Annotated in this window: 22 protein-coding genes and 1 pseudogene; 12 read left to right on the plus strand and 11 right to left on the minus strand. The window is 65.5% G+C overall.

The annotated features are described in order from the left end of the window. Positions 1-16: 16 nt before the first annotated feature. The 3 genes and pseudogenes from BUE39_RS22375 to BUE39_RS22385 all read right to left on the minus strand — a co-directional run. Positions 17-272 (minus strand): annotated as a pseudogene (locus BUE39_RS22375) (MerR family transcriptional regulator); the annotation flags it as partial. After that, positions 269-871, minus strand: a complete 603-nt coding sequence (locus BUE39_RS22380; protein ID WP_073430904.1) for a GNAT family N-acetyltransferase — start codon at positions 869-871, stop codon at positions 269-271. The pseudogene BUE39_RS22375 and the gene BUE39_RS22380, both read right to left, overlap by 4 nt. A 130-nt stretch (positions 872-1,001) precedes the next feature. Further along, complete coding sequence (locus BUE39_RS22385; RefSeq protein ID WP_073430940.1) at positions 1,002-1,889, minus strand: DMT family transporter; 888 nt, start codon at positions 1,887-1,889, stop codon at positions 1,002-1,004. A 117-nt stretch (positions 1,890-2,006) separates the two neighbouring features. Between BUE39_RS22385 and BUE39_RS22390 the strand changes: the two genes are divergently transcribed. Next, a complete protein-coding gene (locus BUE39_RS22390) occupies positions 2,007-3,440 on the plus strand; it encodes an aminotransferase-like domain-containing protein (protein ID WP_073430905.1) in 1,434 nt (477 codons plus the stop codon). A gap of 23 nt (positions 3,441-3,463) precedes the next feature. Here the strand turns inward: BUE39_RS22390 and BUE39_RS22395 are convergent, their stop codons facing one another. The 3 genes from BUE39_RS22395 to BUE39_RS22405 form a co-directional block, all read right to left on the minus strand. Continuing rightward, positions 3,464-4,564, minus strand: coding sequence for a TAXI family TRAP transporter solute-binding subunit (locus tag BUE39_RS22395; protein WP_073430906.1), 1,101 nt, complete (start codon positions 4,562-4,564; stop codon positions 3,464-3,466). A 24-nt stretch (positions 4,565-4,588) separates the two neighbouring features. Further along, positions 4,589-5,641: a hypothetical protein gene (locus tag BUE39_RS22400; RefSeq protein ID WP_227470928.1), complete on the minus strand. Its 1,053-nt coding sequence runs from the start codon at positions 5,639-5,641 to the stop codon at positions 4,589-4,591. A gap of 303 nt (positions 5,642-5,944) precedes the next feature. Beyond that, positions 5,945-7,477: an MDR family MFS transporter gene (locus BUE39_RS22405; protein WP_073430908.1), complete on the minus strand. Its 1,533-nt coding sequence runs from the start codon at positions 7,475-7,477 to the stop codon at positions 5,945-5,947. Positions 7,478-7,582: 105 nt separating this feature from the next. Here BUE39_RS22405 and BUE39_RS22410 point away from each other — a divergent pair, with 105 nt between their 5' ends. Both BUE39_RS22410 and BUE39_RS22415 read left to right on the plus strand, forming a co-directional pair. After that, on the plus strand, positions 7,583-8,365 hold the full coding sequence (locus tag BUE39_RS22410) for a TetR/AcrR family transcriptional regulator (protein ID WP_073430941.1): 783 nt from the start codon (positions 7,583-7,585) through the stop codon (positions 8,363-8,365). A 356-nt stretch (positions 8,366-8,721) separates the two neighbouring features. Then, positions 8,722-9,234: a response regulator gene (locus tag BUE39_RS22415; RefSeq protein ID WP_073430909.1), complete on the plus strand. Its 513-nt coding sequence runs from the start codon at positions 8,722-8,724 to the stop codon at positions 9,232-9,234. A gap of 28 nt (positions 9,235-9,262) precedes the next feature. Here BUE39_RS22415 and BUE39_RS22420 read toward each other — a convergent pair whose 3' ends face one another. Both BUE39_RS22420 and BUE39_RS22425 read right to left on the minus strand, forming a co-directional pair. Further along, entirely contained in the window at positions 9,263-9,928 is a 666-nt protein-coding gene (locus BUE39_RS22420) for a transcriptional repressor (protein ID WP_073430910.1), read from the minus strand. A gap of 64 nt (positions 9,929-9,992) precedes the next feature. Continuing rightward, on the minus strand, positions 9,993-10,619 hold the full coding sequence (locus tag BUE39_RS22425; protein ID WP_073430911.1) for a glutathione S-transferase family protein: 627 nt from the start codon (positions 10,617-10,619) through the stop codon (positions 9,993-9,995). A 182-nt stretch (positions 10,620-10,801) separates the two neighbouring features. Here BUE39_RS22425 and BUE39_RS22430 point away from each other — a divergent pair, with 182 nt between their 5' ends. From BUE39_RS22430 to BUE39_RS22440, 3 genes are read left to right on the plus strand one after another with little or no spacing between them, the layout of a single operon-like run. Then, the gene (locus BUE39_RS22430; RefSeq protein WP_073430912.1) at positions 10,802-12,496 is read left to right on the plus strand and encodes an ATP-binding domain-containing protein; all 1,695 of its coding nucleotides are present in this window, start codon (positions 10,802-10,804) and stop codon (positions 12,494-12,496) included. A 28-nt stretch (positions 12,497-12,524) separates the two neighbouring features. Beyond that, positions 12,525-13,067 (plus strand): putative pterin-binding protein, encoded by a 543-nt coding sequence (locus BUE39_RS22435; protein WP_083086246.1) that lies wholly within the window; start codon positions 12,525-12,527, stop codon positions 13,065-13,067. Beyond that, complete coding sequence (locus BUE39_RS22440; RefSeq protein ID WP_073430913.1) at positions 13,037-14,908, plus strand: hybrid sensor histidine kinase/response regulator; 1,872 nt, start codon at positions 13,037-13,039, stop codon at positions 14,906-14,908. The genes BUE39_RS22435 and BUE39_RS22440 overlap by 31 nt, the downstream gene beginning before the upstream one ends. Before the next feature lie 193 nt (positions 14,909-15,101). On the opposite strand, the gene BUE39_RS22445 is transcribed toward BUE39_RS22440, so the two are convergent. The 3 genes from BUE39_RS22445 to BUE39_RS22455 all read right to left on the minus strand — a co-directional run bounded on the left by BUE39_RS22445 (position 15,102) and on the right by BUE39_RS22455 (position 17,998). Then, positions 15,102-15,956 (minus strand): helix-turn-helix domain-containing protein, encoded by an 855-nt coding sequence (locus BUE39_RS22445; RefSeq protein ID WP_073430914.1) that lies wholly within the window; start codon positions 15,954-15,956, stop codon positions 15,102-15,104. Between the two features lie 444 nt (positions 15,957-16,400). Beyond that, entirely contained in the window at positions 16,401-17,741 is a 1,341-nt protein-coding gene (locus tag BUE39_RS22450) for a type II toxin-antitoxin system HipA family toxin (RefSeq protein ID WP_073430915.1), read from the minus strand. A 2-nt stretch (positions 17,742-17,743) separates the two neighbouring features. Continuing rightward, the gene (locus BUE39_RS22455) at positions 17,744-17,998 is read right to left on the minus strand and encodes a helix-turn-helix domain-containing protein (RefSeq protein ID WP_073430916.1); all 255 of its coding nucleotides are present in this window, start codon (positions 17,996-17,998) and stop codon (positions 17,744-17,746) included. Between the two features lie 355 nt (positions 17,999-18,353). Between BUE39_RS22455 and BUE39_RS22460 the strand changes: the two genes are divergently transcribed. The 6 genes from BUE39_RS22460 to zwf all read left to right on the plus strand — a co-directional run bounded on the left by BUE39_RS22460 (position 18,354) and on the right by zwf (position 24,674). Beyond that, positions 18,354-19,694 (plus strand): NAD(P)/FAD-dependent oxidoreductase, encoded by a 1,341-nt coding sequence (locus BUE39_RS22460; protein ID WP_073430917.1) that lies wholly within the window; start codon positions 18,354-18,356, stop codon positions 19,692-19,694. A 20-nt stretch (positions 19,695-19,714) separates the two neighbouring features. Beyond that, entirely contained in the window at positions 19,715-20,353 is a 639-nt protein-coding gene (locus BUE39_RS22465) for a C39 family peptidase (RefSeq protein WP_073430943.1), read from the plus strand. Positions 20,354-20,460: 107 nt separating this feature from the next. Continuing rightward, a complete protein-coding gene (locus tag BUE39_RS22470) occupies positions 20,461-20,715 on the plus strand; it encodes a hypothetical protein (protein ID WP_073430918.1) in 255 nt (84 codons plus the stop codon). A 117-nt stretch (positions 20,716-20,832) separates the two neighbouring features. Further along, a complete protein-coding gene (locus BUE39_RS22475) occupies positions 20,833-21,939 on the plus strand; it encodes a potassium channel family protein (RefSeq protein WP_073430944.1) in 1,107 nt (368 codons plus the stop codon). A gap of 90 nt (positions 21,940-22,029) precedes the next feature. Continuing rightward, the gene (lhpI, locus tag BUE39_RS22480; protein WP_073430919.1) at positions 22,030-22,965 is read left to right on the plus strand and encodes a bifunctional Delta(1)-pyrroline-2-carboxylate/Delta(1)-piperideine-2-carboxylate reductase; all 936 of its coding nucleotides are present in this window, start codon (positions 22,030-22,032) and stop codon (positions 22,963-22,965) included. 227 nt (positions 22,966-23,192) lie between these two features. Then, on the plus strand, positions 23,193-24,674 hold the full coding sequence (zwf, locus tag BUE39_RS22485) for a glucose-6-phosphate dehydrogenase (protein WP_073430920.1): 1,482 nt from the start codon (positions 23,193-23,195) through the stop codon (positions 24,672-24,674). Positions 24,675-24,755 lie beyond the last annotated feature (81 nt).

Below are 24,755 nucleotides of genomic sequence, written 5' to 3' on the forward strand. Positions count from 1 at the left end.
ATGCGCGCCGCGTGCGCTACTTCTTGCGCTTGTTCTTTTTCGCGCTGGCGCGCTCCGTCGCCGCGCCTTCCAGCGGATGGCCGAGCTTTTTCGCCATGATTGCGGCGACGCGGTCGCCGAGATAATCACCGGAGGCTTCTTCCAGCGCGCCGGTCATTTCGCTTTCGGTCAGCACCATCGCCAGCGGCCGCACGCGCCAGATGGCGTCGGCCAGGGCGGGCACGTCGGCGCGGCAGCGCGTCGGCATCGTAGCGGTCCAGCCGCCGCGTTACCGCGCCACGTCGTCCGGCGGGATCGAGTCGCCCACGCCCAGCGTGCGTTGCATCAACGTCGTGTCGAGCCATCGGCCATGCTTGAAGCCGACCGCCTTCAACGTGCCGGTCAATTCAAAACCCAGTTGCGTATGCAGCGACAGCGAACCGCCGCTGCCGCCGTCCGCGATCACGGCCACCATCTGGCGCCACGGTCCGTGTTCGCAGCGCTCGATCAGCGCTTGCAGCAGCACACGCCCCAGGCCGCGCCCACGATAAGCGTCGCTCACGTAAATCGAATCCTCGATGGTGTTGCGATAGGCGGCGCGCGGCCGGTACGGCGTGGCGTAGCAATAGCCGGCGACCTCGCCGTCTATCTCGGCGATCATGTACGGCAAGCCGTGGCTGCGCACCGACGCGAGCCGCGTGCGCAAGTCGTCCACGGAAGGCGGCGTTTCCTCGAACGACGCGACGCCGGTCAGCACGTGATGCGCATAGATGGCCTGAATCGCGGGCAGATCGGCTTCGGTGGCGTCGCGGACCAGTGCGGCGCCGGGCGGCTGCGCGGCGCTTGCTGCGTCGGAAGAGGACGGCGCGGGCGCGGGGTGGGTGGTGCTCATACGGGTCCTGTGGTGGCCGGTGGGTCTGAGGATAGCTTTGACTATGCCCGTCCCGCGCGCGAATTTGAAGGGAGTCAAAAATCGACGTGCCCGGTATGGTCACACCGGCTTGGCGTTGACGTTCACTGTCTCAGACCGCCGACCGCACCGGCGCGGCTCGCGAGAAACGCCGCGCGCCCGCCACGCATGCCACCACCACGACCGTGACCAGGATCATCGCGGGCGGCACCTGTTCGTGCAAAAGCAGCCCCGCGAGCAGCAAGCCGAAGAACGGCTGCAGCAACTGCAGTTGCCCGACGCCCGCGATGCCGCCGAGCGCGAGTCCGCGATACCAGAACACGAAGCCGATCAGCATGCTGAAGAGCGACACGTACGCGAGTCCCCACAGCGCCGCATGACTGACGCCGTCGAACGAGGCGGGCCGCGCCCACCACGCGAGCGGCGCCATCACCGGAAGCGACAGAACGAGGGCCCACGAAATCACCTGCCAGCCGCCGAGGTGGCGCGACAGACGCGCGCCTTCGGCGTAGCCCAGGCCGCAGACGATGATCGCCGCCAGCATCAACGCGTCGCCGACGGGCGAAGCATCGAGGCCGTGACGCAAGGCGAATGCAACCACCGCGCCGCTGCCCAGCGCCGAGAACAGCCAGAACGCCGGCTGCGGACGCTCGCCGCCGCGCAGCACGCCGAAGATCGCGGTGGCGAGCGGCAGCAGCCCGACGAACACCACCGCATGCGCGGCGTTCACATGACGCAGCGCGAGAGCCGTCAACAGCGGAAAGCCGACCACGACGCCGAGCGCGACGACTACCAGCGGAATCAGGTCACGCCGGGCCGGGCGGGCTTCGCGAAACACGAGCAGCAGCACCAGGCCCAGCGTGCCGGCGATCGTCGCGCGCGCCACCGTCAGAAACACCGGATCGAGCCCTTGCACCGCGAGGCGCGTGGCGGGCAGCGAGCCGCTGAAGATCAACACGCCAATCATGCCGCTGATCCAGCCGTTCGTTGTCTTGTCCATTGCCATGAAGTCCATGCACGTGAAAACGGAATTCGTAGCATCCGCTTTCCGGCCGTAAACGGTAAGCTACGGATCAGTACAATTCGTACAAACTGTACCGAACATGGAGCAGTACAGATGGCGGAAAGTCGAGGTATGCAGGGGGCGTCGGGCACGCGTGTCGGCACGGTGATGGACAGCTTGCGCGAGCGCATTGCGAGCCGTTCGCTCATGCCGGGCGCGCGCGTGCCGTCGATCCGGGTGATGACGGAAACGCTCGGCGTATCCAAGTCGACGGTGGTGGAAGCCTACGACCGGCTGGTCGCGGAGGGCGTGATCGTGGCGCGCCGCGGGTCCGGCTTCTTCGTGTCGGGCCATGCGCCGCCGCTCGCGCTTGCCGATCTCGGGCCGAGCCTCGATCGCGAGGTCGATCCGTTGTGGCTGACCCGGCAGTCGCTGGAAGCGGGGTCAAAAGTTCTCAAGCCGGGTTGCGGCTGGATGCCCGCCTCATGGCTGCCCGAAGACGGCGTGCGTCGCGCGCTGCGGGCGGTGGCGCGCGACCCGCAGTCGCCGCTCGCCGATTATGCGAGCCCGTATGGTCTGCCCGCGCTGCGTCAACAGCTCGCATGGCGGCTCGCGCAGCACGGCGTGGATGCGCCGCCCGAGCAGATCGTGCTCACCGACGGCGGCACGCACGCGCTCGATCTCGTGTGCCGTTTTCTGCTCGAGCCCGGCGATACGGTGCTGATCGACGACCCGTGCTACTTCAACTTTCAGGCGTTGCTGCGCGCGCATCGCGCCCGCATCGTCGGAGTGCCCTATACGCCGTCCGGGCCCGATCTGGCGGCGTTCGAACGCGCGCTGACCGAGCACCGTCCGCGCCTGTATGTGACCAATTCGGCCATTCACAATCCGACCGGCGCGACGCTCGCGCCGGCCGTCGCGCACCGGCTGCTGAAGCTCGCGGGCGAACATGATCTGCTGATCGTCGAGGACGATATTTTCGCGGACTTCGAAGAGGAAGCCGCGCCGCGTCTTGCCGCGTTCGACGGGCTCGCGCGCGTGGTGTCGATCGGCAGCTTTTCGAAGACGCTGTCGGCGGCGGTGCGTTGCGGTTACATCGCCGCGCGCGCCGAATGGATCGAGCCGCTGATCGATCTCAAGCTCGCCACCTCGTTCGGCAACGGCCAGCTCGCGGCGAGCGTCGTGCATCGTTTGCTGGTGGACGGCGCTTACCGGCGGCATCTGGAGTCGATGCGCGCGAAGCTCGCCGACGCGATGGGCGAGACGGTCAGGCGGCTCGGCTATGCGGGCCTGGAAATATGGACGCGGCCACGCGCCGGCATGTTCGTGTGGGCGCGTTTGCCGGACCCGCTCGACGCCGCCGACATCGCGCGTCACGCGCTAGCCGGCGGTGTGGTGTTCGCGCCCGGCAATGTGTTCAGCGCATCGCAATCGGCGGCCGGTTTTCTGCGCTTTAACGTCTCGCAATGCAACCGCCCGAAAGTGTACGAGACGCTGCAACGGGCGATGGAAGCGTCCGCTGTTTCGAAGGAGCGGGCGCGCGCCTGAGCAAACGCGTCCCGCGCGCCGATTCATTTGCACAGCAGAAGCAGCCGTTCCTGATCCGTGCAGGCGGCGAGGGGTTTTTGCGCAGGCTGGGCCGCGGTTGCCCTTGCCGTCGTCGCCGCCGCCGTCGCGCTGAGCGCGGCGTTCCGCTTCGCGAGACACGCGCGAAGATGCTTCTCGACCGGCGGGTAGTACTTCCATCCACGCACGAGGCCCGGCAATTCGAGCTTCACCTGCTTCCACTTCGGGTGGCCGTGTTCCTGCAGCGTGTCGAAGTTCGCGCAGAGCGAGTCGGCGAAGTGATTCAGATTGCCGACCGTGTCGCGCAGACCGTAATCGTAGGTGACGAGAAAGGCTTTCACGGTCAGCGTGGGCACGTCTTCCTTCAGCCAGTTCGGATAGCTGCTCGCACGGATCGTCGCGGGGAAGTACGTCTGTTTGGCGCGCGCCGTTTCGGGCGCGGCGGGATCGACTTTCAGCAGGCGGATCTGTTGCAGCAGTTCCGGATTCATGTCGTTGAACAGTTTCGCCGGCTGCCCGACCACGATGATCGCCACGTCCACTTTCTTCACGATCAACGCGGCCAGCGCGTCCTCGTTGCTCAGGTGCTCGACGTTCTGTTCGGGAATCGCCGTGCCGAACATCAGGTGATAGAGCGTCGTGGCCGATTGAGCGGTGCCGCTGCCGATCAGGCCGACGCTGATGCGCTTGTTCCTGATGTCCGCGAAGGTATTGAACGGCGAGTCCGCACGCACCACGACGTTAATTTCCTCGTCGTAAAGCGGCATGATGAGCCGCAGCGGCCGGATCGCCGTGCCGGCGTCGGCGTTGCCCGCGTTGGCCATGTCGATGTAGGCCTGGTAGACGTCGGATTGCACCAGCGCCAGCTTCACGCCGGGTTCGAAGCGCATGCGCTGCACGTTCTCGGCCGAGCCCTTCGAGGCCACCGCCTCCAGGTCGATGCCCGCCGGTTGCGCGACCCATTTCGACAGATCCTGACCGATCTGTATGTACGTGCCTCGTTCGGGACCGGTCACGATCTTGTAGTGCGCGGGCTCCGCGAAAACGAACGAAGACACGGCCAGCAGCACCAGCCCCAGCCACCCCGTCAGAAGTCTCTTCAGCATGGTCTCCTCCGCCTATGGTTCAGGTTAGAAGCGCTTCTCGCGCGAGTGCGCGCCGCCTTTTGGTAAACGCGTTGGCAACCGGGCTTGCTGCGATGGTGATGGCGACGGCGATGCGGCTTGCGCTGGACTGAGCGGCTTCCAGCCGGTCTCGCGAATCACGCGCTGCAAAATGGTTTTGGCGGTTTCGCTGCCTGTGTCGATAGTGAGCGCCTCGTTGGCGTGCTGGCGTGCGCAGGTCCACGACTGTTGCGCGGCGCAGAGCTGCGCCGCTTGCAACGCGATGTCGCGGCGCGCGGTGAGCGGCTTCAGTTCGGCCGCCAGGTTCCGTGCGTCCGTATTCTCCGGTCGCAGCGTTTGCGCGGCGCCGAGCGCGGCTTGCGCCGCGGACAGATCGTTGGCGTCGAACGCGAGGCGCGCGGAACGCATGGCTTGACCGGCATCGCTAAAACGCGGCGCGGCAGGTTGCATCACCGCTTCAGGCGCGAGCGGCGTCGCGGGAGCCGCCGGCGTTGCCTTCATCGCATCGTCAGCCTTGGCCGGCTCGACAGCGGCCGCCTGATTCGTCGACTGAGCGGGTGCATAGCGCGCGATCGTTCCGGTCGTCGTGGTCGTTGTCCTCGCATCCTGATCGGTTTCGGCGATCTGCGCGTTGTTGCCGTTGCGCGCTTCATGGCTGTCGCCGAATAGCGCATAGCCGACATAGGCGAGGCCGATTCCGACAATCGCCGCGATCGCCCATAGCAGCCCGCGAATCCGGTGCGCGGCGCGGCCATGCGAATCAAGCGCGCCGGCGAGAGAAGGGATCGACGTATCCGGCGACACCGCTATCGGCGCATGCAGCGCGACCTCGGCAGACGCGGCCGCGCCGACGCGCGCGGCACCCGCCGCGAGTTGTACTTCTCCAGGTGCGAGGGGATCGAAGCCGCTGTTGCGCGCCGCTCCGCTCGTGGCGCTGGCGCGGCTGCCGGGAATGACGGTGCGCTTAGGTGGGCTGGTATCGAGCGGATGCGCCGCGCCGCAATACGGGCAATAGTCGACCTGGCGGTACAGGGCGCCGCCACACCGATTGCAGGGCATTGGAAAACTATGTCCGGCTGCTGACTGGGTGGACATGCTGTGGCCCCACCTGTGGAAAACAATGCCATACGGCATGCCCCGGATCGTGCTGAGGCAGGAGCGATGTCCGCGGAAATCACGATCCACATGCGCCGGGGAGTGTCGGGGCGCAAGCGCACGCTTGCGATGCCGCCGCCTGCAATATGTGGCGTTTCGTTGCGAACGTCAATCGAAGTTGCTACCTACCTTATGTGCGTTAGCGCACATTCATAGTATGGCGAAGCATCTCGCATGTCGGAGGACGAACGGACGCGAGTGCTTCGCTCACTGCTTGCGCAGCGGATGATCCTTTAAAAGCCACGCGAGCGCAAAGGCAACCAGCACCACGCAAGCCGCCGCGAGGTACACCGTGTGCAGCGCGCCGGCGAACGCATGCAGGTAATCGTCGCGCAACGCTTGAGGCAACGCGTGAATGGCAGTGGGCCCGAGCGCGTGCGGCAATTCGGTGTCGGGCGGAAGCAGTTTTTCGAGGCGCGACGCAAGGCCGTTCGAGAACACCGCGCCGAACGCGGCCACGCCGATCGACCCGCCTATCGAACGGAACAGCGTGGCGCCCGACGTGGCGACGCCCACATGCCTGAATTCGACGCTGTTCTGCACGGCGAGGATCAGCACCTGCATCACCATGCCGAGGCCGCAGCCGAGAATGCCCATGTCGATATACATCACATGGATCGGCGTGCCGATCTGCAGGCGTGCGAGCAGCAGCATGGCGACGGCCACGAGCAACGTGCCGGCGATCGGGAACATGCGGTATCTGCCGATCTTGCTGATCACGCGGCCGGTCACCATCGACATCACGAACAGGCCGCCCATCATCGGCAGCATCTGGATGCCGGCTTGGGTGGGCGTCGAACCCTTGACCACTTGCAAATAGAGCGGCAGGAACGTGACCGCCCCGAACATCGACACGCCGATGATGAAGCCGATCAGGCTGCTCAGCAAAAACGTGCGCTGTTTGAAAAGCTCGAACGGCATGATCGGCTCGACCGCGCTGCGCTCTTCGTGGATGAAGCCCCAGGTCGCCACCAGCCCCATACCCAGCGTGAACCACAGTTGCGGCGACGACCACGGCAGGATCGTGCCGCCCTGGCTCGTGAACAGGATGATGCAGGTGAGCGCGCCGGCGAGAAAGGCGGCGCCCATATAGTCGATGGTGTGCTTCACATGACGCGCATGCGGCTTGAACACCGCGCCGATCACGAGCAGCGAGACGATGCCGAGCGGCAGGTTGATGTAGAAGATCCAGCGCCACGTGAGATGCTCGACGAGAAAACCGCCGAGCAGCGGCCCGACCGCGGTGGCGAGGCCGAACACGCCGCCGAACACGCCCTGATAGCGGCCGCGCTCGGCCGGCGGAATCACGTCCGCGATCGCGGCCATCGTCACGACCAGCAGGCCGCCGCCGCCGAGCCCTTGCAGCGCGCGCAGCACGATCAACTGGGTCATGTCCTGCGCGACGCCGCACAGCGCGGAGCCGACGAGGAACACCACGATCGCTGTTTGCAGCACGATCTTGCGGCCGAACAGGTCGCCGAACTTGCCGTACAGCGGCACGACGATGGTCGAGCTTAGCAGGTAGGCGGTCACCACCCACGACAGATTGTTGAGCCCGCCGAGTTCGCCGACGATCGTCGGCAACGCGGTGGAGACGATCGTCTGATCGAGCGCGGCGAGCAGCATGACGAGCAGCAGCGCAGGGAACAGCAGGCGGATCGGCGGTTGATCGGCGGCCGCGGCTGGCTGCGCCCCGGTGTCCGCCAGTTCGATAGGTTGAGTCGTTGTCGATTGATCCATGGCGACACGCTATTGAAATTAATTAATGTGGCGATTAATATATGCGACATCGCCGCCCCGGTCAAATTGAATGCAATGGCAAGAATTCCGTCCGATGAGCACAAGATGAAAGTCGCGCCACGTAATGCGGCGACTGCGAAACCGCGCAAGCCCGCGAAGCAGGGGCGGCTTGAAGCCGCTGGTGAAGCCGGTGGTGGAGGCGCTGGCGGAGACGTCAACCCCGCAAGCGTGGCGGCCGGAGCGCCCGCACGGCGCCCCGGCCGGCCCTCGGGCGCCGCGCGCGGACCGGAGCAGCGCGGCCGTTTGCTGGAGGCGGCGCTCGCGCTCTTCGCGCGGCAGGGCATCGTCGATACCACGCTTGGCGAGATCGCTCGCGAGGCGGGCTTCACGCCGGCAATGATGCATTACTACTTCAAGACGCGAGATCAGCTACTGGACGTGCTGATCGACGAGCGTTTCGCGCCATTGCGCGCCGGGCTCGGCGTGCCGTTTCAGGAGCACGCCGACGATCCGGTGGCGGCGATCACCACGCTCACGCGGCGGTTGGTGCAAGTGGCGAGCGAGAATCCGTGGTTTCCGTCGTTATGGGTGCGCGAGGTCATCAGCGACGGCGGCTTGCTGCGCCAGCGCATGCATGAACGGTTCGGCAACGTGCAACAGAAGGCGTCGCTTGAATGCATCGCGCGCTGGCAAAAGGAGGGGCGCCTGAACGCGGCGCTGGAGCCGTCGCTGGTCTTCGTCACGTTGCTTGGTCTGACGATTCTGCCGTTGGCCACCTCGAAGCTGTGGCGCGAGGATCCCATGCGGTGCAACGTCGGCGGCGAGGAAATCGCGCGGCATGCGGTGGCGCTGCTGGTGCAGGGCATAGGTCCGAAGAAAGCCGGTTAAAGCGCGGGTTCGCCGCAAAGTGCGCCGATGCCGCGAGCCGGAAGCCGCCGCGGCACGCGGCATGCTACCTGTCGGGTGGAAGTGAGCGCCGGGCGGAATAAGCAATGTCGCCCGCGCCGCAAGCGGAATACGAATTCGAGAAACGACGCCGGGCGAGAATGGCCGTGCCAACGGGGGCACGAACCGCCGCGGCGAATCGGATGTCGGCTATCGCGTTGCCATCGTCACGGCGTCGAGGGCCGTTTCTTCATCCGCGTGCAATTTTGGCGCGTTACTGTGCGCACGCGTTGCGCCAAGGCCATGTTTTAAAATCGTGTGCCTGTCTGCAACTCGGTGCGCGAAGCCGGGTCGGAATCATGAACAGCAACAACCCAGCCGCGCAAATCGGCGGCAAGCAGCAGGGCGATAAGTTGGCCAAGTCTGACGGCCTAACCGGTTTTTTAGAGCAACAACAGAACATGAACGGAGCATTGAGACTCGATCAGGCCACGATCGTGCTCGTCGAAGACGACCCGGACAGCCGGGAATCGCTGACCTTGTTACTCGAAGCGGAAGGTGCGCATGTCGTCGCGGTGGCGGATGCGGAAGAGGGTGTCGAAGCGGCACTGCGTTTATTGCCCGACGCCGTGGTATGCGATCTGGAATTGCCGGCCATGGACGGCTTCTATCTGATCCAGCGGCTGCGCGATCACGAGATTCGCGGCGATCACGCGCCTTCGGTGGCCGTGGCGCTCACGGGTCATACCGACGACGCTTATCGCTTGCGCAGTATCGGCGAAGGCTTCCAGCATTTCATGACCAAACCGGCGCTGCCGGAAGATCTGGTGACCTTGCTGCACGACGCGATCGACGCCCGCTCGGCGGGTTGATCGGACCGCTGCAAAACGGGCGTCGCCGTTATTTCGCGGCGGCGACGGATGCCGCTGAACCCGCGGCGGCGGTCGCCGCCGCTTCCGCTGCCTGACAGGCGGCACACAGTCCCTTCAACTCGATCTCATCGCTGGCGAGGCGGTAGCCCGCGTCTTCGATTTGCGCGACGAGCGCCTGGCGCAGCTTCGGCTGATGCAATTCGGTGACGGTGCCGCATTGCTGGCAGACCACCAGAATGCCGTGCTGGCATTGCGTCAGATCGTGGCAGACGGTGAACGCATTGATCGATTCGATCCGATGCACGAGCCCCGCCGACAGCAGAAAGTCCAGTGCCCGATAAACCGTGGGCGGCGCCGAACCAGGGTGAATCTGGCGCATCTCGTCGAGCAGCGAATAGGCCTTGGTGGCGCGGCCCGAATTCAACAGCAATTCGAGCACCTTGCGGCGGATCGGCGTGAGTTTTTCGCCGCGTTCGCGGCAGTATTCTTCCGCGAGGGTCAGTGCGGCTTCCTGCGAATCGCCGTGCATGTGCCCCGCTTCATGAGAATGAGCGGAGCTGGCTGTAGTGGATTGCGCGGTGGATTGCGCGGTGGATTGCGCGGTGGATTGCGCGGTGGATTGCGCGGTGGATTGCGCGGTGGATTGCGCAGCGGCTTTCACAGCGGCGGTCGCGGTGGGCTTGGCGGTTTTCATGCGTCGATTATAAGGGCCATCGCGCCGCGCCGTGCCGGTGCATGGCACGGCTGCCAGCCACGCTTCACGTCAGCGGAAAATCAACGTATTTCTTGAAGCCCGGCCGCGTGGCGAGGCGCGAATACCAGCGCTCCACGTTCGGTAGCGGCGGACGCTCGACGCCGTCCACCCCGAACCAGCGTTTCGCGTATGCGCCGACCACGATGTCGGCGAGCGTGAACCGTTCGCCCTCGAGGAAGAAGCGGCCTTGCAAGTGGGTGTCGAGCATGCGCCATAGCAGCGTGACCGCGCTGAAGTCGGCCGCGAGTTTGGCGGCGTCGCGCTCGGCGGCCGGCGTGCGTACAAGCGCCCAGAACACCGGACGCTCGGTGGGTTGCAACGTGGAGAGCGACCAGTCGAGCCAGCGGTCGATGCTCGCGCGCAGCCTGGGCTCGGACGGATACAGCAGGCTCGCCTCGCCGTATTGCAGCACCAGATAGCGCAGGATCGAGTTCGATTCCCACAGCACGAAGCCGTCATCGACCAGCGTCGGAATCTTGCCGGTCGGGTTCATCGCGAGATAGTCGGGTTCGTTGTTGCGGCCGAATTGCAGACCGGCGTCGATGCGCTCGTAGGGCAGCACGAGCTCATCGCAGCACCACAAGACTTTCTGAACGTTGACCGAATTAGTGCGTCCCCAGATCGTGATCATCCGGCAAATCCTCTTCTTTACAGTTGGCAAGCCGCGCCCGGCGCGCGGCGTTCAGCCAGTAACGATACACGATGCGCATGGTTTTGCACGCGGCGGGTCGCGATCGGCCCACGTCGAGGCGCATGCCGGAAACATCTGCGCGTTGCGTACAATGAGCGCACCCGAATACGACGAGGCACCGCATGGCCCGCATTGTCCCCGACGACTGGAAGAGCCTCGCCGCCACCGGCGCGGCGGCACGCGAACGCGAAACCCTCGCGTTGCTGGAAGACACGCTGCCCGACGGCTATACCGTCTATCACGGCGTGCACTGGACGCGTCTGAACCAGAACTTTTCGGTGTTCGGCGAGGCCGATTTCGTGATCGTCAGTCCGGCCGGGCGCGTGATGATCGTCGAGCAGAAAACCGGTTTCCTGCGCGAAACGCCGAAGGGTCTCGTCAAGGTCTATCTGCAAACGGAGCGCAACGTGGCGATCGCGCTCGCGCACACCATCGAGGGGCTGCACCGGCGTTTTACCGCGGCATTCGGCGCGGGCACGTATTTCATCGAGGAACTGCTGTATTGCCCGGACCACATCGTCAAGGACGCGGCGATCGCGGGCGTGAACCCGGCGCGCATCGTCGACGCCACGCGCAAAACCCGGCTCGCGGCGATCATCCGCGAGGCGTTGCCGGCGGACGAGCCGCGCCTTGCCTGCGCGCCGAAAATCCATCACTTTCTCGCCGACGAACTCGCGCTCACGCCCGACGCCAGCGCGCTGGTCGGACAGGCGGGCACGCTCGTCACGCGCCTCGCCGGCGGTCTCGCGACATGGGCGCGGCGGCTCGAATTTTCGCCGTTCCGGCTGCGCGTGATCGGCACGGCCGGCTCCGGCAAGACGCAACTCGCGGTGCAGGTGATGAAGGACGCGGTGGCGCGCGGCCAGCGGCCTTTATACGTGTGCTTCAACCGGCCGCTGGCCGATCACATCGCGCGAGTCGCGCCGCCCGAGGCGAAGGTGGCGAACTATCACCAACTGTGCGACTGGATTGCGCGCGATGCGGGCCGCGAGCCGGATTTCCGTTCGGGCGACGTCTTCGACCAGCTCGAAACGGTTTTCGCGCAGACGCCGATCGGCGCGCGCTGGCAATTCGACGTATTGATCGTCGACGAAGGGCAGGACTTCCAGCAGCCGTGGGTCGCGGCGCTCGAGCGGCTGCTGCGCCCGGGCGCGGCGTGGTGGTGGCTCGAAGACCCGCTGCAGAATCTGTACATGCGTGAGCCGGTCGAGCTGCCCGGCTGGACCACGCTGAAGGAAACCACCAACTACCGCAGCCCGCGCGACATCCTCGACTATGTGCGCGACGTGGTCGGCGCCGCGGTGCCGGTCGCGGCGGCGCTCGCATCGGGCAGTCCGTTCGACGGCTCGGACATTGCGCTGTCCGTCTACGACGAAGCCCATGCCGTCGAAGGCAGCATCGAGGCCACCAAGCGCGCGATCACGCAGGCGCTCTCGCTCGGCTTTCGCAAGCAGGACATCGTGGTGCTGTCCTTCCGCGGCCGCGAAGGTTCGGCGATCACCGCGCAGGATCATCTCGGTCCGCACCGGCTGCGCAGTTTCACGGGCAAATACGACCTGTTCGGCAACCCGGAATACCGCGAGGGCGACGTGCTGTTCGAGTCGATCTACCGCTTCAAGGGGCAAGCGGCGCCGTGCGTGATTTTCACGGAGATCGACTTCGCTACGTTCGACGAGCGCATCGCGCGCAAGCTGTTCGTCGGCGCCACCCGCGCGACCATGAAGCTGATCGTGGTCGCTTCGCAGCGGGCCGCGCGGCATCTGCATCTGCGCGACGGTAAGGAAATCAGAGAAGCACGGGAAGTTGGAGAAACGTAGCGCGCCGCAAAAAACAACGGAAAAAAACATGACCAAGGTGACCAAAAAAATGCAGGGTGGGAAACGCGCGTACCGGGGTGCGCGCTGGGCAATGGGCCTGATGTTCGCGCTGGCGGCATGGAGCGCGCACGCTCAGCAGGACTCGGTGCCCTTCTCGCTCGACGTGAAGGGCAAGATCGCGAGGACCACCGACGCCTCGCGCCAGTCGTATCACTTCACCGAGGCGCAACTGCTCGCGCTGCCGGTGCATGCGATCACGACGAGCACCACGTGGACTCCGCGCTCTACCTTCACGGGACCGCTGCTCGCGGATATTCTGAAGACAGTCGGCGCGTACGGCGATCACGTGGAGATCCATACGTTCGACGACTACACCTACACCGTGCCGGTGTCGGACTGCGATCGCTATGGCGTGATCGTCGCGTACAGCATGAACGGCCGGCGTCTGAAGCTTAGCGACTTCGGGCCGCTGTTCCTTATCTATCCGCGCGATGCGTTCCCCGACGAACTCGTGGGCGCAGCGAGCGATTCGAAATTCGTATGGCAGATCAAGGCTCTCATCGTCAAATAGCGCGCCGTCCGTGGCGCCGCGTTCTCTACGTGCTGATCTGGCTCACCGCGCTCGCGGCGCCGGCCGGCGCGATCGGCTATCTGTTGTACGCGAATCTGCTGAACCCGCGCGCCACCGAGCAGTTGACCGGCACCTACGACGGCTTCTACTGGGACGCGGCGCAACTGCAGATCGCCTACGCGCGTTTCGAGAATCAGTTGCTGCTGTATCAGTCGGGCGTCGACGACGACTATCCGCGCCTGCTGCTGCGCTATCAGCTGCTGCAATCGAAGCTGCACGTGCTGGCCGGCTCCACGAGCAGGCTGACCGCGCAAGTGCCTTTGCTGCAGCGGCAACGCGACGAAGTGCAGTCGCTCGATCGTCTGCTCACCGGCCTCGCGCCTGAGGTCGCCGCCGTGGCGAAGGACCGCCGCGGCGCCAATCAGATCGTTGCGCAGTTGCGCCTGCATTGGAACGAAGTCAACGACCTCGCGTTGAGCCGCCGTTTCGCCGATGTCGCCGATCGCGAGGCGATGAGCCGCGATTTCATCGACAAGCGCCGCTTGCTGTTCGCGGGCGGCATGTTGATGCTGTTGCTGTCGGCGGCCGCCACGCTGCTGCTCGTGCTCAATGGCCGGCGCCGCACGCGTCTGATGCTTCAGCAGCACGCGGCGCTCGAAGCCGAGCACCAGGCGAGCCGCGCGGCGCGCGAGGCGAGTCTCGCCAAGGACGCGTTCCTCGGCATGATCAGCCATGAACTGCGCACGCCGCTGCACGCCATCGTCTCGTCGATCGAATTGCTGGGCTTCAACTACCATTCCGAAGCCGACCGCAAGGTGATCCAGCGGCTCGAAACCGCGGCGCGGCATCTCGAGGCGCAGATGAAAGACCTCACCGACTACGCGCGCCTCGGCGCGGGCAAGCTCGAATTGCGTCACGAGCATTTCGAGCCGCGCGAATTGCTGGCGTCGATCGTCGACGAGCACGCGATGTCGGCTGCCGCGCGCGGGCTGAAACTCGAAAGCGAGGTCATCGAGGCAGGCGGCGTGAGCGGCCTGGTCGACTCCGATCCGCACCGCATCCGCCAGATCGTCAACAACCTGGTCACCAACGCGATCCGCTACACCGAAACCGGCACGGTGCGCGTGCGGTTGAAGCAGCAGCCGGAGACGCTGACGTTCATCGTCAGCGATACGGGACCGGGCGTGCCGCATGCGCAGATTCCGCTGATCTTCCAGGAGTTCACGCAACTGGACGCGTCGCGCACGCGCCGCTTCGAAGGCGCGGGGATGGGGCTGACGATCGTGCAGGGGCTGGTCAGGCTGTTCGGCGGCACCGTCGACGTCGCGAGCACGGTGGGCCAGGGCACGACCTTCACGGTGACGATTCCGGTCACGCCGGTCGCGGCTGTCGCGCCGGCAGGCGTGAGCGTTCACGCGCAAGCGGGCGGCGAGCGGCCGTGCGTGCTGATCGTCGACGACAACCGGCTGATCCGCGAGTCGTTGAGCGAAATGGTCGCGCACATGGGTTTCGACGCGCACGTCGCCGCCAACGCCGACGACGCGCTCGCGTGGCTCGACACGCGCCGCTGCGACGTGGTGCTGCTCGATCTGCATATGCCGGAGCGCGACGGCTATGCGTTTCTCGCGGACTTCGCCGTGCGCGGCGGACCGTCGGCAGGCGTGCCGGTGATCGTGGTCAGCGCGTATGCGCCGGAGGCGGATGTGGCTGGAACGAAAAACGTCGTGGCCGAAGGCGAGGCCGATTCGAAGCCGTTTTTTGAAGCGTTGTTAAAGCCGGTGCATTACGAGGATTTGCGTCAGGCGTTGCAGCGAGCGCTGGCGTCGCGGCATACGGTGTGAAGCGGGGGGAGCGGTTGCAAGGCGGGTTGTGAAGCGGGTTGCAAAGCGGGTTGCAAAGCGGACGATGAAGCGAGGCGCGTGTGATACGGCGCATGGAAGCGCGCAATGGAGGCGATGGAGGCGGGCATCAACCTGAGCACACACCTTCAGCCGCTGACCCGCGCTTGACGGTCGTCGCTTGACGGCCGACGCTTTACGGCCGATTCAGCCGCTTGGAGAGATCGGCGACCAGAATCGCCATGCGCGCGGGCTTTTCGTAGCACGCCACGTCGTAGTTGCGTATCACCTGGCTGATCTCCGATTCGCTGGCCTTGCCCGTCAGCAATTCGCCGGTCAGCACGAAAATCGGCGCGTCCGGATTCTCCGACGCGCGCACCGCCCGAATCGCCGCCGCCGAAGTCTGCGAGCCGAACAGCCAGTCGATCACCACGCCGTCGAACACCTGGCTTTGCAGTTGCTCGGCGAACGACGTCAGGCCGTAGATCGCCACCGCCGTAAAGCCGCTGCGCTCCAGATAGTCGCGCAGGTTGTCGGCGCTGGCCTGATCGTCGTCGACTACCGCGATGGTCGGCTTGTCGGTCTCGGCGCGGCGCGGATAGATTTCGATCTTGTGGACTTCGTAGGCGCTCTGATAGAGCGCGCCGTCGTGACGCGCAACGCGCCATTGGCCGAGCTTGGAATAGGCGACGAATTCCGGGCGGCTGCCGGGTTCGAGCGCGGCGCCGACCCAGGCGGTGCAGGCCAGTTCGGTCGCGCCGATGCTGAACACGGCTTCCTGCGCGATCGCGCCGACCATGCCCGGATCGAGCGATTGCGCGCCGAATAGCTGGGCGGCGGGTTCGCCGAACACCTCGGCGACCTTCTTGATCTGCGAGAGGGTCCACGGACTGTTGCCGCGCAGCTTGCGGTGCCCCTGCGAAAAACTCAGATCGAGGATGCGGCAGAGTTCCGTGGTTTGCTGGCGTTTGCCGATTCCGTGCCGGCTCATCAACTCGCGCACGCGTTCGGCGACTGCGATGGAGTCGGGTGAGTGTGTTTCGTTGGCCATACTGCGTGAAAATCCGCCGTCGTAAAGGGCTGTGGGGAATGCGATACGCCACTCGCTCATGCATTCAATGTGCATTGACACGGGCAACGCGAGGGACAGCAAATGTACCGTAAAGTATCGCGACCTGTGTTTTTGTAGGACGGCCGCTGAACCGGTCCGCGCGCGGCGCGAACGGACAGATTCGGCGATCTGTTTATGCACTCGGCATTAACGGTATTTTACCGATGTGACGCGTCGTATCTGTAGGGAAATACATGGAGCCGCTCGCAGCCCTTGCGGCGCGCACCGTCCGAGCGGTGCCCGGCAAACGAAAAAAGATGGCGGACTCGCCTTTTCATGAGCAGCCGGTAAGCGTATTGCACGCGAGCTTAAGGAAGGCTTAAGCAAGTGTCCTCGAACCGCATCGAGCCAGAAGCGCTCAAGCCGCCGCCTGCAATCCGAAGCCTACGTTGCCGGCATTTTCTCCAGCCTGGCCGCCGAGGTTCTCAGTCCTTTGAAGATCCGCTCGGCCACCTTGGCGGGGAACCGCTCCGGCAATTCGGCCGAGACCTGTTCGATCACTTGCGGCGTCTGTTCGATCAGCCGCCGGATCAGCGGCTCGGCGTTGGCGCCGTGCGAGCACTTCAGCGCCATCGTGTTGAAGTGACGCCGCTGCACGTCGCGAAACGCATCGTGTTTGCTGCGCGACCACATCGCCATCGCGAGTCTCGCCTTGAACCACGACCACTGGTTCGGACCGTTGCCTTCCACCGGCCAGATCGACATTACGTCGTAGAGCGGCGTGAGCCGATACTGGCCGCCCGCCAGCAGGCGAATGCTGAAGTTCTTGGCGTGGCCGTCCGGCGCGGCCAGCATCCAGAACAGGATCTGGCTAGCCAGCAGCGTTTCGATGTCCTGCTGGGCCGTGACCGACTGCTGAAGAATTCGCGCGAGGTCGAGCAAGCCGGGGCCGCCTTCGTTTTCGTACTTGCGATGCGACGGCACGCCGTACACCTGGCAGAAGTCCTCCTGCGGCAACCGTAGCAGCCATTGCCCGCTCGAATGCAGTTGCCGGTCGAAGCGCTCGACGCTCAGCACGCGCTGCTTGCCGAAGGTCAGCATGTCGGTGTTCGCGACCGGCAAGCCATAGGCGCGCAGAATGCGCAGGCATAGCCACTCGTTTTCAACCGACGTGCTGAGGTCGGCGAGCTTGTTGCCCACGAGGCCAAGCGGCAGCTTGAAAATGTGCGTGGTGGGCGTCGCGCCATGCGGGCGCTGCCACTTGCCGTCGTGCCGCAGCAGCGCGGTTTTTTCCTGCGCGCCGGCGAGCGAGATGCGGAAGTCGTCGGCCTGGTCGGGCGTGCCGAGCGCCGGGTTGCCGACCGTGCGCGCCAGCATGGCCTCGATCTCGCTGTCCGCGAGCGGCGTGCCCTCGATCTGTTCGACACCGGTTGGCGCGTCGTCCTCGGCGAGCAACTGGACGGCGCCCACGCAATCGCGGCCGATCGCTTGCAGCAGATCGAACGCATCCAGCGTCTCGGTCTGGTAGCGTTGGGCGATGCGTTTTCTGATTGCCTCGCTGTCGGGCAGCAGGTTGTCGAAATAGTTGAGCACGCGCGAGCCTTTCTGCGGCAGATTGCTCGGCGTGAACGGCAGCGACAGCGAAAGCGGCCGGCCCGCGGGCGAGGCGACCCACGCGGGATCGTAGGCGAACTCCATCGAACCGCGCGTGGGAAGGCGCCACACGCCGACGCGCTCGCCATTGGCCCACACTGAAAGCGCCCGTGAATGCGTTTGCCGACCCATGCTCACCACTCGATCAACGGCGCCGGATCAGACACCGGCTGGTTCTTGTCGCGTACCTGCAATTGCAGGCCGTAGGCGCCGCACAGCGCCAGCAATTGCGCGAGGGTAATGGCCGCTGCGTCGGTTTCGAGCGCCGAAATGCGGCTTTGGCTGATGCCGACCCGCGCCGCGGCTTGCGCCTGCGTGAGGCCGGCCTGGCGCCGGCCGGCGGCGAGCAGCAGGGCCATTTGACCCGGCGTGGCGATGAGATGGAGCATGGCAAAATATCCGCGAGACGAATAAACGCACTTTATGCGTCACACGGATATTTGTCAAATATTCGTGTGACGCATATTCTGCAAATATCTGTCTCGCGAATAAAAGGCGAATATGCGTGTAGCGAATAAACCGCGCGGGCGTGCTCCCGGCAGACGGCATACGGCAAACCGCAAACCGCAAACCGCAAACCGCAAACCGCAAACCGCAAACCGCAAACCGCAAACCGCAAACCGCAGACCGCAGACGCAACGACGCCGCGAGCCCATGCGCCCCGAGCCTCGCGACCGCCGCGGCATTGCGGACAACGCTGCCGCCTGCGAAGATTATTCCCCCACTTAAAACCTTTCCTGCCCGATGACCACGACCTATCCGCTGCATGCGAGCTTCACGCCCGCCGATCAGGCGTTCCCGAAACGTGCCGATGTGGTGATCGCCGGCGCCGGCATCATGGGCTGTGCGGCCGCCTACTATCTGGCCCGCCGCGGCCTGTCGGCGGTGGTGCTCGACAAGTCGCGGATTGCGGGGCAGCAGTCGTCGCGGGCATGGGGTTTCGTGCGCCAGCAGGGCCGCGAGGCTGCTGAAGTGCCGCTGATGATGGCGGGCATCCCGCTGTGGAAAGGGCTCGAAAGCGAGCTGAACTTCGATCTCGAATGGCGTCAGGGCGGCTGCCTGTACGTGGCAACGAAGGAGAAGGACTGGAGTTCGTTCCAGCAATGGATGGACGTCGCGCGTCAGCATGGGCTCGACACCCGCATGCTCGACCGCAAGCAGATCGACACCATCGTGACCGGCATGCAAGGCCCGGCGCTCGGCGGCCTCTACACCCCCAGCGACGGCCAGGCGGAACCGCGCCGCGCCGCCGCGGCCTTTGCCGCGCGGGCGGCGCAGGCCGGCGCGCTGTTCTTCGAAGGCTGCGGCGTGACCGGCGTCGAGCGCGCGGCCGGCGCGATCGCCGGCGTGGTGACCGAGCGCGGCACGATTCGCACGTCGCGCTTCATCTGCGCGGCCGGCGCGAGTAGCTGGCGTCTGCTCGACACGCTAGGGCTGGCGTTGCCGCAGCAAGCGGTGCGCGGCACCTGCATGCGCACCAATCCGCTGCCGCGCGTCACCGCATCCACTTTCTGGGGGCAGGGGCTCGGCATCCGGCAACGCGCGAACGGCGTGATCAATCTCGCCGACGACATGCAGGTCGACGTCGACATGACCCTCGGCCATTTCCGCGCGCTCAAATGGTTTCTGCCGGAACTGTGGAGCCAGCGCGAGAAGTTCAGCTTCCATCTGAACGGCGCATGCCTGCGCGATTTGCGTGACCGTCTGCCGGGCGCGGTGCCGCAAGGCGAACGCGTCCTGCATCCGCGCGACCCGCATCCGCAGCCGAACGCGAGCCACGCGCCGCGAGCGTTGAAGAAGCTGCGTGCGCTGTTTCCCGCGCTGAAGGAGGCACAGGTGGTCGAGGCATGGGCTGGCCTGATCGACGTGCTGCCCGACGGCCTACCGGTGATCGACGCGCCGCCGCAGGTCGGCGGCCTGACCATCGCCACCGGTTTTTGCGGCCACGGTTTCGCCATGGGTCCGATCGTCGGCAAGCTGCTCGCCGAGATGAACGACGGCGGAGAACCGTCGCTCGATCTGTCGGCTTTCCGTTTGCAGCGTTTCTTCGACGGCACGATGCAACGGCCTCGCAGCATGTTATGACTTCGCTCCCGCTTACGACGATGAACGACCCGACACTGCGCCACGCCGGCGTGCCGTACTACTCGCAATGGGGCAGTCCCGAATGGGTTCGCCATATCGTCGAGCAGCGGGGCGACCCGTGCGACGATCCGGCCTGGCGGCGCAGCGGCTTCGACGATCCCGAGCGTTATCGCTTCTGGGCGAAGCGCCTGTGCGGTCTGACGTGCCTCGAATCCGCGCTCGACTATTGGCGCATCGGCCACGCGCCGCGCGCCGCGCTGCTCGACGAAGCGTTGCGGCATGGCGTGTACCGGGTGCGCGCGGACGGCGGCGTGGACGGTCTGATCTACCGGCCGTTCGCCGACTGGGCAAGCGCCGCCTTCGGTCTTCACATCGAGGTGCTGCCACAAGCGCCGCTAGAGGAAATCGCCGCGCGCCTGAACGCCGACACGCTGGCGATCGTTTCCGTGAGCCCCGAGATTCGTTATCCCGCACGGCCGAATCAACGCCGGGGCGGCCATCTGATCCTGCTGCACGGGCGCGATCGCGAGGGCGTGTGGTTTCACAATCCGTCGGGCATCGCGCCGCATCAGGCGGATGCCTATCTGCCGTTCGCGACCATGACGCGTTTCTACGCGGGGCGTGGCATGACGCTCACGCACGGGCGCGCGGCGCGCTAAGCGGCTCCGGTTGCGCGATGATCGGGCCCGCTTTCTGCTGAACCGCTTGCACGGAGCCTTGCGCACCTTTGCGCGCCTTTGCGATATGGGAGATACGGGAGCCCGACATGAATCGAACTTACGCGCTCTTTGCCGGCAGCCTTCTTGCGCTCAGTGCGGCCGCCGTCCCGGTCGACGCCGCCAGCCGCGACCAGCAAGCCAAGGCCTGTCGCGGCGACGCAATGCATTTCTGCGCAGCCCACATTCCGAACAAGGAAAAGATCACGGCCTGCATGAAGCAGCACATCGACGAACTGAGCCCGGCATGCCGCGCCATGTTCAAGAACGGCAAGAAAGACGAGGACAAAGCCGCGACGCAGTGAACCGGCGGCGCGGCTTGCAACGCCGCGTCGGCGTGGAGCTTGCGATCGGGGCCAACGGCGCACCGGGCGTCGTAGAATCGCTTGTTTCCCGACTCCCGGAGCCGCCGCGTGCCCGACGTGCCACACCCGCAGCTCAAATCGAAACCGCGTGCGCCGCGCTTTCGTCTGCCGCGCCGCGCTCGCTCGGCCTGGCAGGCGCCGCGCGCCCGCATCTTGTTCACGCGGCCGGCGGCGTCGCCGCAACGTGTGCTGCTGCAACGCATCGGTCTGGTGGCGGCGCTCTGCGTGCTCGCTTTCGTCGTGCTCTATCTCGACCGCGACGGCCTGCGCGACGCCAATCGCAAGGTGCTCGGCATCGTCGATCTGATGTACTTCACGATGGTCACCGTCGCCACCGTCGGTTACGGCGACATCGTGCCGGTCACCGCCCGCGCGCGTCTCATCGACGCCTTTTTCATCGTGCCGATCCGCATCATCATCTGGTTCGTGTTTCTCGGCACCGCCTATCAGTTCGTCATTCAACGCGTCATCGAGGAATTCCGCATGAAACGCCTGCAAAAACAGCTGCGCGATCACGTCGTCATATGCGGCTATGGTTTGAGCGGCTCGGTCGCGGTGCGCGAGTTGCTCGAGAGCGGCTTCGCCGCGACGTCGATCGTCGTGATCGATCCGCAGCAGGCGGCGCTCGAAGCGGCCGCCTCGCTGGGCGTCGCCGGCCTGCTCGGCGATCCGTCGCGCGAGGACCTGTTGCAGCAGGCGCAAGTGCGCATCGCGAAAGCCGTGATCATCGCCGTGGCCGACGACGCCACCGCGATCCTGCTCACGCTGACCGTGCGCAGCGTCGCGCCGCAAACCAAGATCGTCGTGCGTATCCGCGAGCAGACCTACCAGCGCCAGTTGCGCCAGGCCGGCGCGAACGTGATCGTTTCGTCGACGCGGATCGGCGGGCTGCTGCTCGCCGACGCCGTGGACAGCGACTACATCGTGCCTTTCATCAACGACCTGTTGTCGGCGCGCGGCCGGGTGAACCTGATCGAGCGCGAGGCGTCGGCAGAGGAAGTGGGCCGCTGGAGCAACGCGCTGCCGGGCGCGGTGGTGGTCGGCCTCGTGCGCGCCGGGCGCATTCTGTCCTTTTACGATGACGAGCCGTGTCCGATCGAGACCGGCGATCTGCTGATGCTGATCCAGTCCGCGCGTCAGACGAGCGGGACGCCCGTTGCCTAGCGCCGTGCGCGAGGACGCATGAAGAACAATGCGTCGTCGTGCGCGTCGCAATCGAACTCAACCTTCACAAGAATCGGAACCGCCCCGCTCATGACCCGTTCGACCACGCAGATTTTCGACGCCGCCGCGACCGCCCGGCTGATTCCGTACGCGACGCTCGTCGATGCGTTGAAGCGCGCGAGCATCGACTATGCACGGCAGCGCATCGCGAGTCCCGAGCGGCTCGTCGTGCCGCTCAACGAAGGCGGCGTCATGCTGTCGATGCCGGCCACCGCGCCCGATCTCGCCATTCACAAGCTGGTCAACGTATGCGCGAGCAACGGGCCGCGCGGCTTGCCGACGATCCACGGCCAGGTGATGGCGTTCGACGCCGATACCGGCGAGACGCTTTTCATCCTCGACGGTCCGACCGTGACCGGACGCCGGACCGCTGCGATGTCGATGCTCGGCGTCGAGACTTTCGCCGCGGCCGCGCCGCGCGAGTTCCTGCTGATCGGCACCGGCACGCAGGCGCTCAACCATCTGGAAGCGATCGGTGAACTGTTTCCCGGCGCGCGCGTATGGGTGAAGGGCAGTGCGCCCGCGCGCGCCGAGGCGTTTTGCGCCGCGCATCGCGGCAAGGCGCACGAACTGCGGCCGCTCACCGAACCTGACGCGACGATCCCCGCTTCGATCGACGTGCTGATCGCGCTCACCACCAGCAAGCAGGCCGTCTACGACGAAGCGGCGCGGGCCGGGCGGCTCGTGATCGGCGTCGGCGCATTCACGCCGGCCATGGCCGAGATCGGCGCGCGCACCATTGCCGGCAGCGCGCTTTTCGTCGACGACCTGGCAGGCGCGAGGCACGAAGCCGGCGACTTGATTCAGGCCGGCGTCGACTGGGCGAAAGTCGGCGGGATTGCCGCCGTGGTGGAAAACCCGGCGTCGCTGCCAGGGGAGAAGCCGGTCGTGTTCAAAAGCGTCGGTTGCGCGGCGTGGGATCTGGCGGCCTGCCGCGTGGCGCGCGAGGCTTTGTCCGGCGCTTGACGCTCACGGCCGCGACGCCGCACATTTGAAAGCGCCTCAAAAACAGGGGTTTAACAGCGCCGGTTGGCATATTGCGCCAAGCTGCGGCAGATGTTGCCGTGCAAACAATCTCAAAACGTTGCACCATAGGCGTTTGCCAGAAAAAAGTGCCGGTCCCCGGCGCTCGTGCTTCGCTTTTTCTGCCCCTTGACCGACGCCTTCTCCATCACGACGCTGCGATTCGCGCTATGACGACCCAACACGCTTCAGCCACTCCCGACCTGCCGCTCGACATGATCATCTTCGGCGGCACGGGCGACCTGTCGTTCCGCAAGCTGCTGCCGGCGCTTTACATGGCGCATCTGCACTGCAATCTGCCGACGGATACCCGCATTCTCACGATCGGCCGCAAGCCCTGGTCGCGCGAGGAGTACATCAACGAATTCATGGAGCTGAAGGCGAAGCCCTTCATCGAAAAGAAGGCGTTCGATGCCGCCGCCTGGGACAAATTCATGGCGCTGTTCGAGTACGTGCGCATGGACGTCGACTCGATCGAAGACTACACACGCCTGAGCGAAGCATCGCGCCCCGGCGTGCGGCGCGTGTTCTATCTCGCGACCTCGCCGGATCTGTTCACGAACATCTGCGACAACCTCTCGGCCGCCGGTCTCGTCGACGAGCATTCGCGCGTCGTGCTCGAAAAGCCGCTCGGCCACGATCTCGCGTCGGCGCAGGAGATCAACACGGCGGTCGGCAAGCACTTCAGCGAAGCGCAGATCTACCGGATCGATCACTACCTCGGCAAGGAAACCGTCCAGAACCTGATGGTGCTGCGCTTCGGCAATCCGATTTTCGGGCCGCTGTGGCAGGCGCCGTATATCAAGCGCGTGCAGATCACGGTCGCGGAAACGGTCGGCGTGGGCAGCCGCGCGGGCTTCTACGACAAGACCGGCGCGTTGCGCGACATGGTGCAGAACCACTTGCTGCAATTGCTGTGCATCGTCGCGATGGAGCCGCCGGTGTCGCTCGACCCCGATGCGGTGCGCGACGAAAAGCTCAAGGTGCTGCGCTCGCTGCGGCCCATGACCCCCGAGGACATCGCTCGCGATACCGTGCGTGGCCAATACACCGCGGGCGCGGTGGACGGCGAGGCGGTGAAGGGCTATCTGGAGGAAGAGAACGTGCCGGCCGGCAGCCGCGCCGAAACCTTCGTCGCGTTGCGCGCGCATATCAACAACTGGCGCTGGGCCAACGTGCCGTTTTTCCTGCGCACCGGCAAGCGGATGCAGAAGAAGGTGTCGGAGATCGTCATCGAGTTCTCCGAGTTGCCGTTCTCGATCATTCCGAGCGGCGGGCGCAACTACGGCAACCGTCTCGTGATCCAGTTGCAGCCGGAAGAGTCGATCCAGTTGCAGATGCTCGCGAAGGAGCCGGGCAGCGGCATGCACATGCTGCCGGTGAATCTGAACCTGGATTTGCAGCAGGCTTTCACCGAGCGCCGCGCCGAAGCGTACGAGCGTCTCCTGATCGACGTGATTCGCGGGCGCCTCACGCATTTCATGCGCCGCGACGAACTGGAAGCCGCCTGGGCGTGGGCCGAGCCGATCCTGGCAGGCTGGAGCAAGTCGGGCGAGCGGCCGCGCGGTTATACGGCGGGGACGTTCGGGCCGGCGGCATCCACTGCGCTGATGGCGCGGGAAAACGCGGTGTGGGCGGAAGAGTCGCAATAAGCGGTTCGCTGGCGCAATAAAAAAGGGCGGCCCGCATCGAGCGGGCCGCCCTTTTTGCTGTGACCGGCCAGCGTTATTTCG

This window comes from Paraburkholderia terricola (genome assembly GCF_900142195.1).
Classification (GTDB): Bacteria; Pseudomonadota; Gammaproteobacteria; order Burkholderiales; family Burkholderiaceae; genus Paraburkholderia; species Paraburkholderia terricola.

Excerpts from the sequence above, each read along its gene's own strand:
- BUE39_RS22380 (WP_073430904.1), bottom strand. The coding sequence starts at position 871 with ATGAGCACCACCCACCCCGCGCCCGCGCCGTCCTCTTCCGACGCAGCA.
- BUE39_RS22385 (WP_073430940.1), bottom strand. The coding sequence starts at position 1,889 with ATGGACAAGACAACGAACGGCTGGATCAGCGGCATGATTGGCGTGTTG.
- BUE39_RS22390 (WP_073430905.1), top strand. The coding sequence starts at position 2,007 with ATGGCGGAAAGTCGAGGTATGCAGGGGGCGTCGGGCACGCGTGTCGGC.
- BUE39_RS22395 (WP_073430906.1), bottom strand. The coding sequence starts at position 4,564 with ATGCTGAAGAGACTTCTGACGGGGTGGCTGGGGCTGGTGCTGCTGGCC.
- BUE39_RS22400 (WP_227470928.1), bottom strand. The coding sequence starts at position 5,641 with ATGCCCTGCAATCGGTGTGGCGGCGCCCTGTACCGCCAGGTCGACTAT.
- BUE39_RS22405 (WP_073430908.1), bottom strand. The coding sequence starts at position 7,477 with ATGGATCAATCGACAACGACTCAACCTATCGAACTGGCGGACACCGGG.
- BUE39_RS22410 (WP_073430941.1), top strand. The coding sequence starts at position 7,583 with ATGAAAGTCGCGCCACGTAATGCGGCGACTGCGAAACCGCGCAAGCCC.
- BUE39_RS22415 (WP_073430909.1), top strand. The coding sequence starts at position 8,722 with ATGAACAGCAACAACCCAGCCGCGCAAATCGGCGGCAAGCAGCAGGGC.
- BUE39_RS22420 (WP_073430910.1), bottom strand. The coding sequence starts at position 9,928 with ATGAAAACCGCCAAGCCCACCGCGACCGCCGCTGTGAAAGCCGCTGCG.
- BUE39_RS22425 (WP_073430911.1), bottom strand. The coding sequence starts at position 10,619 with ATGATCACGATCTGGGGACGCACTAATTCGGTCAACGTTCAGAAAGTC.
- BUE39_RS22430 (WP_073430912.1), top strand. The coding sequence starts at position 10,802 with ATGGCCCGCATTGTCCCCGACGACTGGAAGAGCCTCGCCGCCACCGGC.
- BUE39_RS22435 (WP_083086246.1), top strand. The coding sequence starts at position 12,525 with ATGACCAAGGTGACCAAAAAAATGCAGGGTGGGAAACGCGCGTACCGG.
- BUE39_RS22440 (WP_073430913.1), top strand. The coding sequence starts at position 13,037 with ATGGCAGATCAAGGCTCTCATCGTCAAATAGCGCGCCGTCCGTGGCGC.
- BUE39_RS22445 (WP_073430914.1), bottom strand. The coding sequence starts at position 15,956 with ATGGCCAACGAAACACACTCACCCGACTCCATCGCAGTCGCCGAACGC.
- BUE39_RS22450 (WP_073430915.1), bottom strand. The coding sequence starts at position 17,741 with ATGGGTCGGCAAACGCATTCACGGGCGCTTTCAGTGTGGGCCAATGGC.
- BUE39_RS22455 (WP_073430916.1), bottom strand. The coding sequence starts at position 17,998 with ATGCTCCATCTCATCGCCACGCCGGGTCAAATGGCCCTGCTGCTCGCC.
- BUE39_RS22460 (WP_073430917.1), top strand. The coding sequence starts at position 18,354 with ATGACCACGACCTATCCGCTGCATGCGAGCTTCACGCCCGCCGATCAG.
- BUE39_RS22465 (WP_073430943.1), top strand. The coding sequence starts at position 19,715 with ATGAACGACCCGACACTGCGCCACGCCGGCGTGCCGTACTACTCGCAA.
- BUE39_RS22470 (WP_073430918.1), top strand. The coding sequence starts at position 20,461 with ATGAATCGAACTTACGCGCTCTTTGCCGGCAGCCTTCTTGCGCTCAGT.
- lhpI (WP_073430919.1), top strand. The coding sequence starts at position 22,030 with ATGACCCGTTCGACCACGCAGATTTTCGACGCCGCCGCGACCGCCCGG.
- zwf (WP_073430920.1), top strand. The coding sequence starts at position 23,193 with ATGACGACCCAACACGCTTCAGCCACTCCCGACCTGCCGCTCGACATG.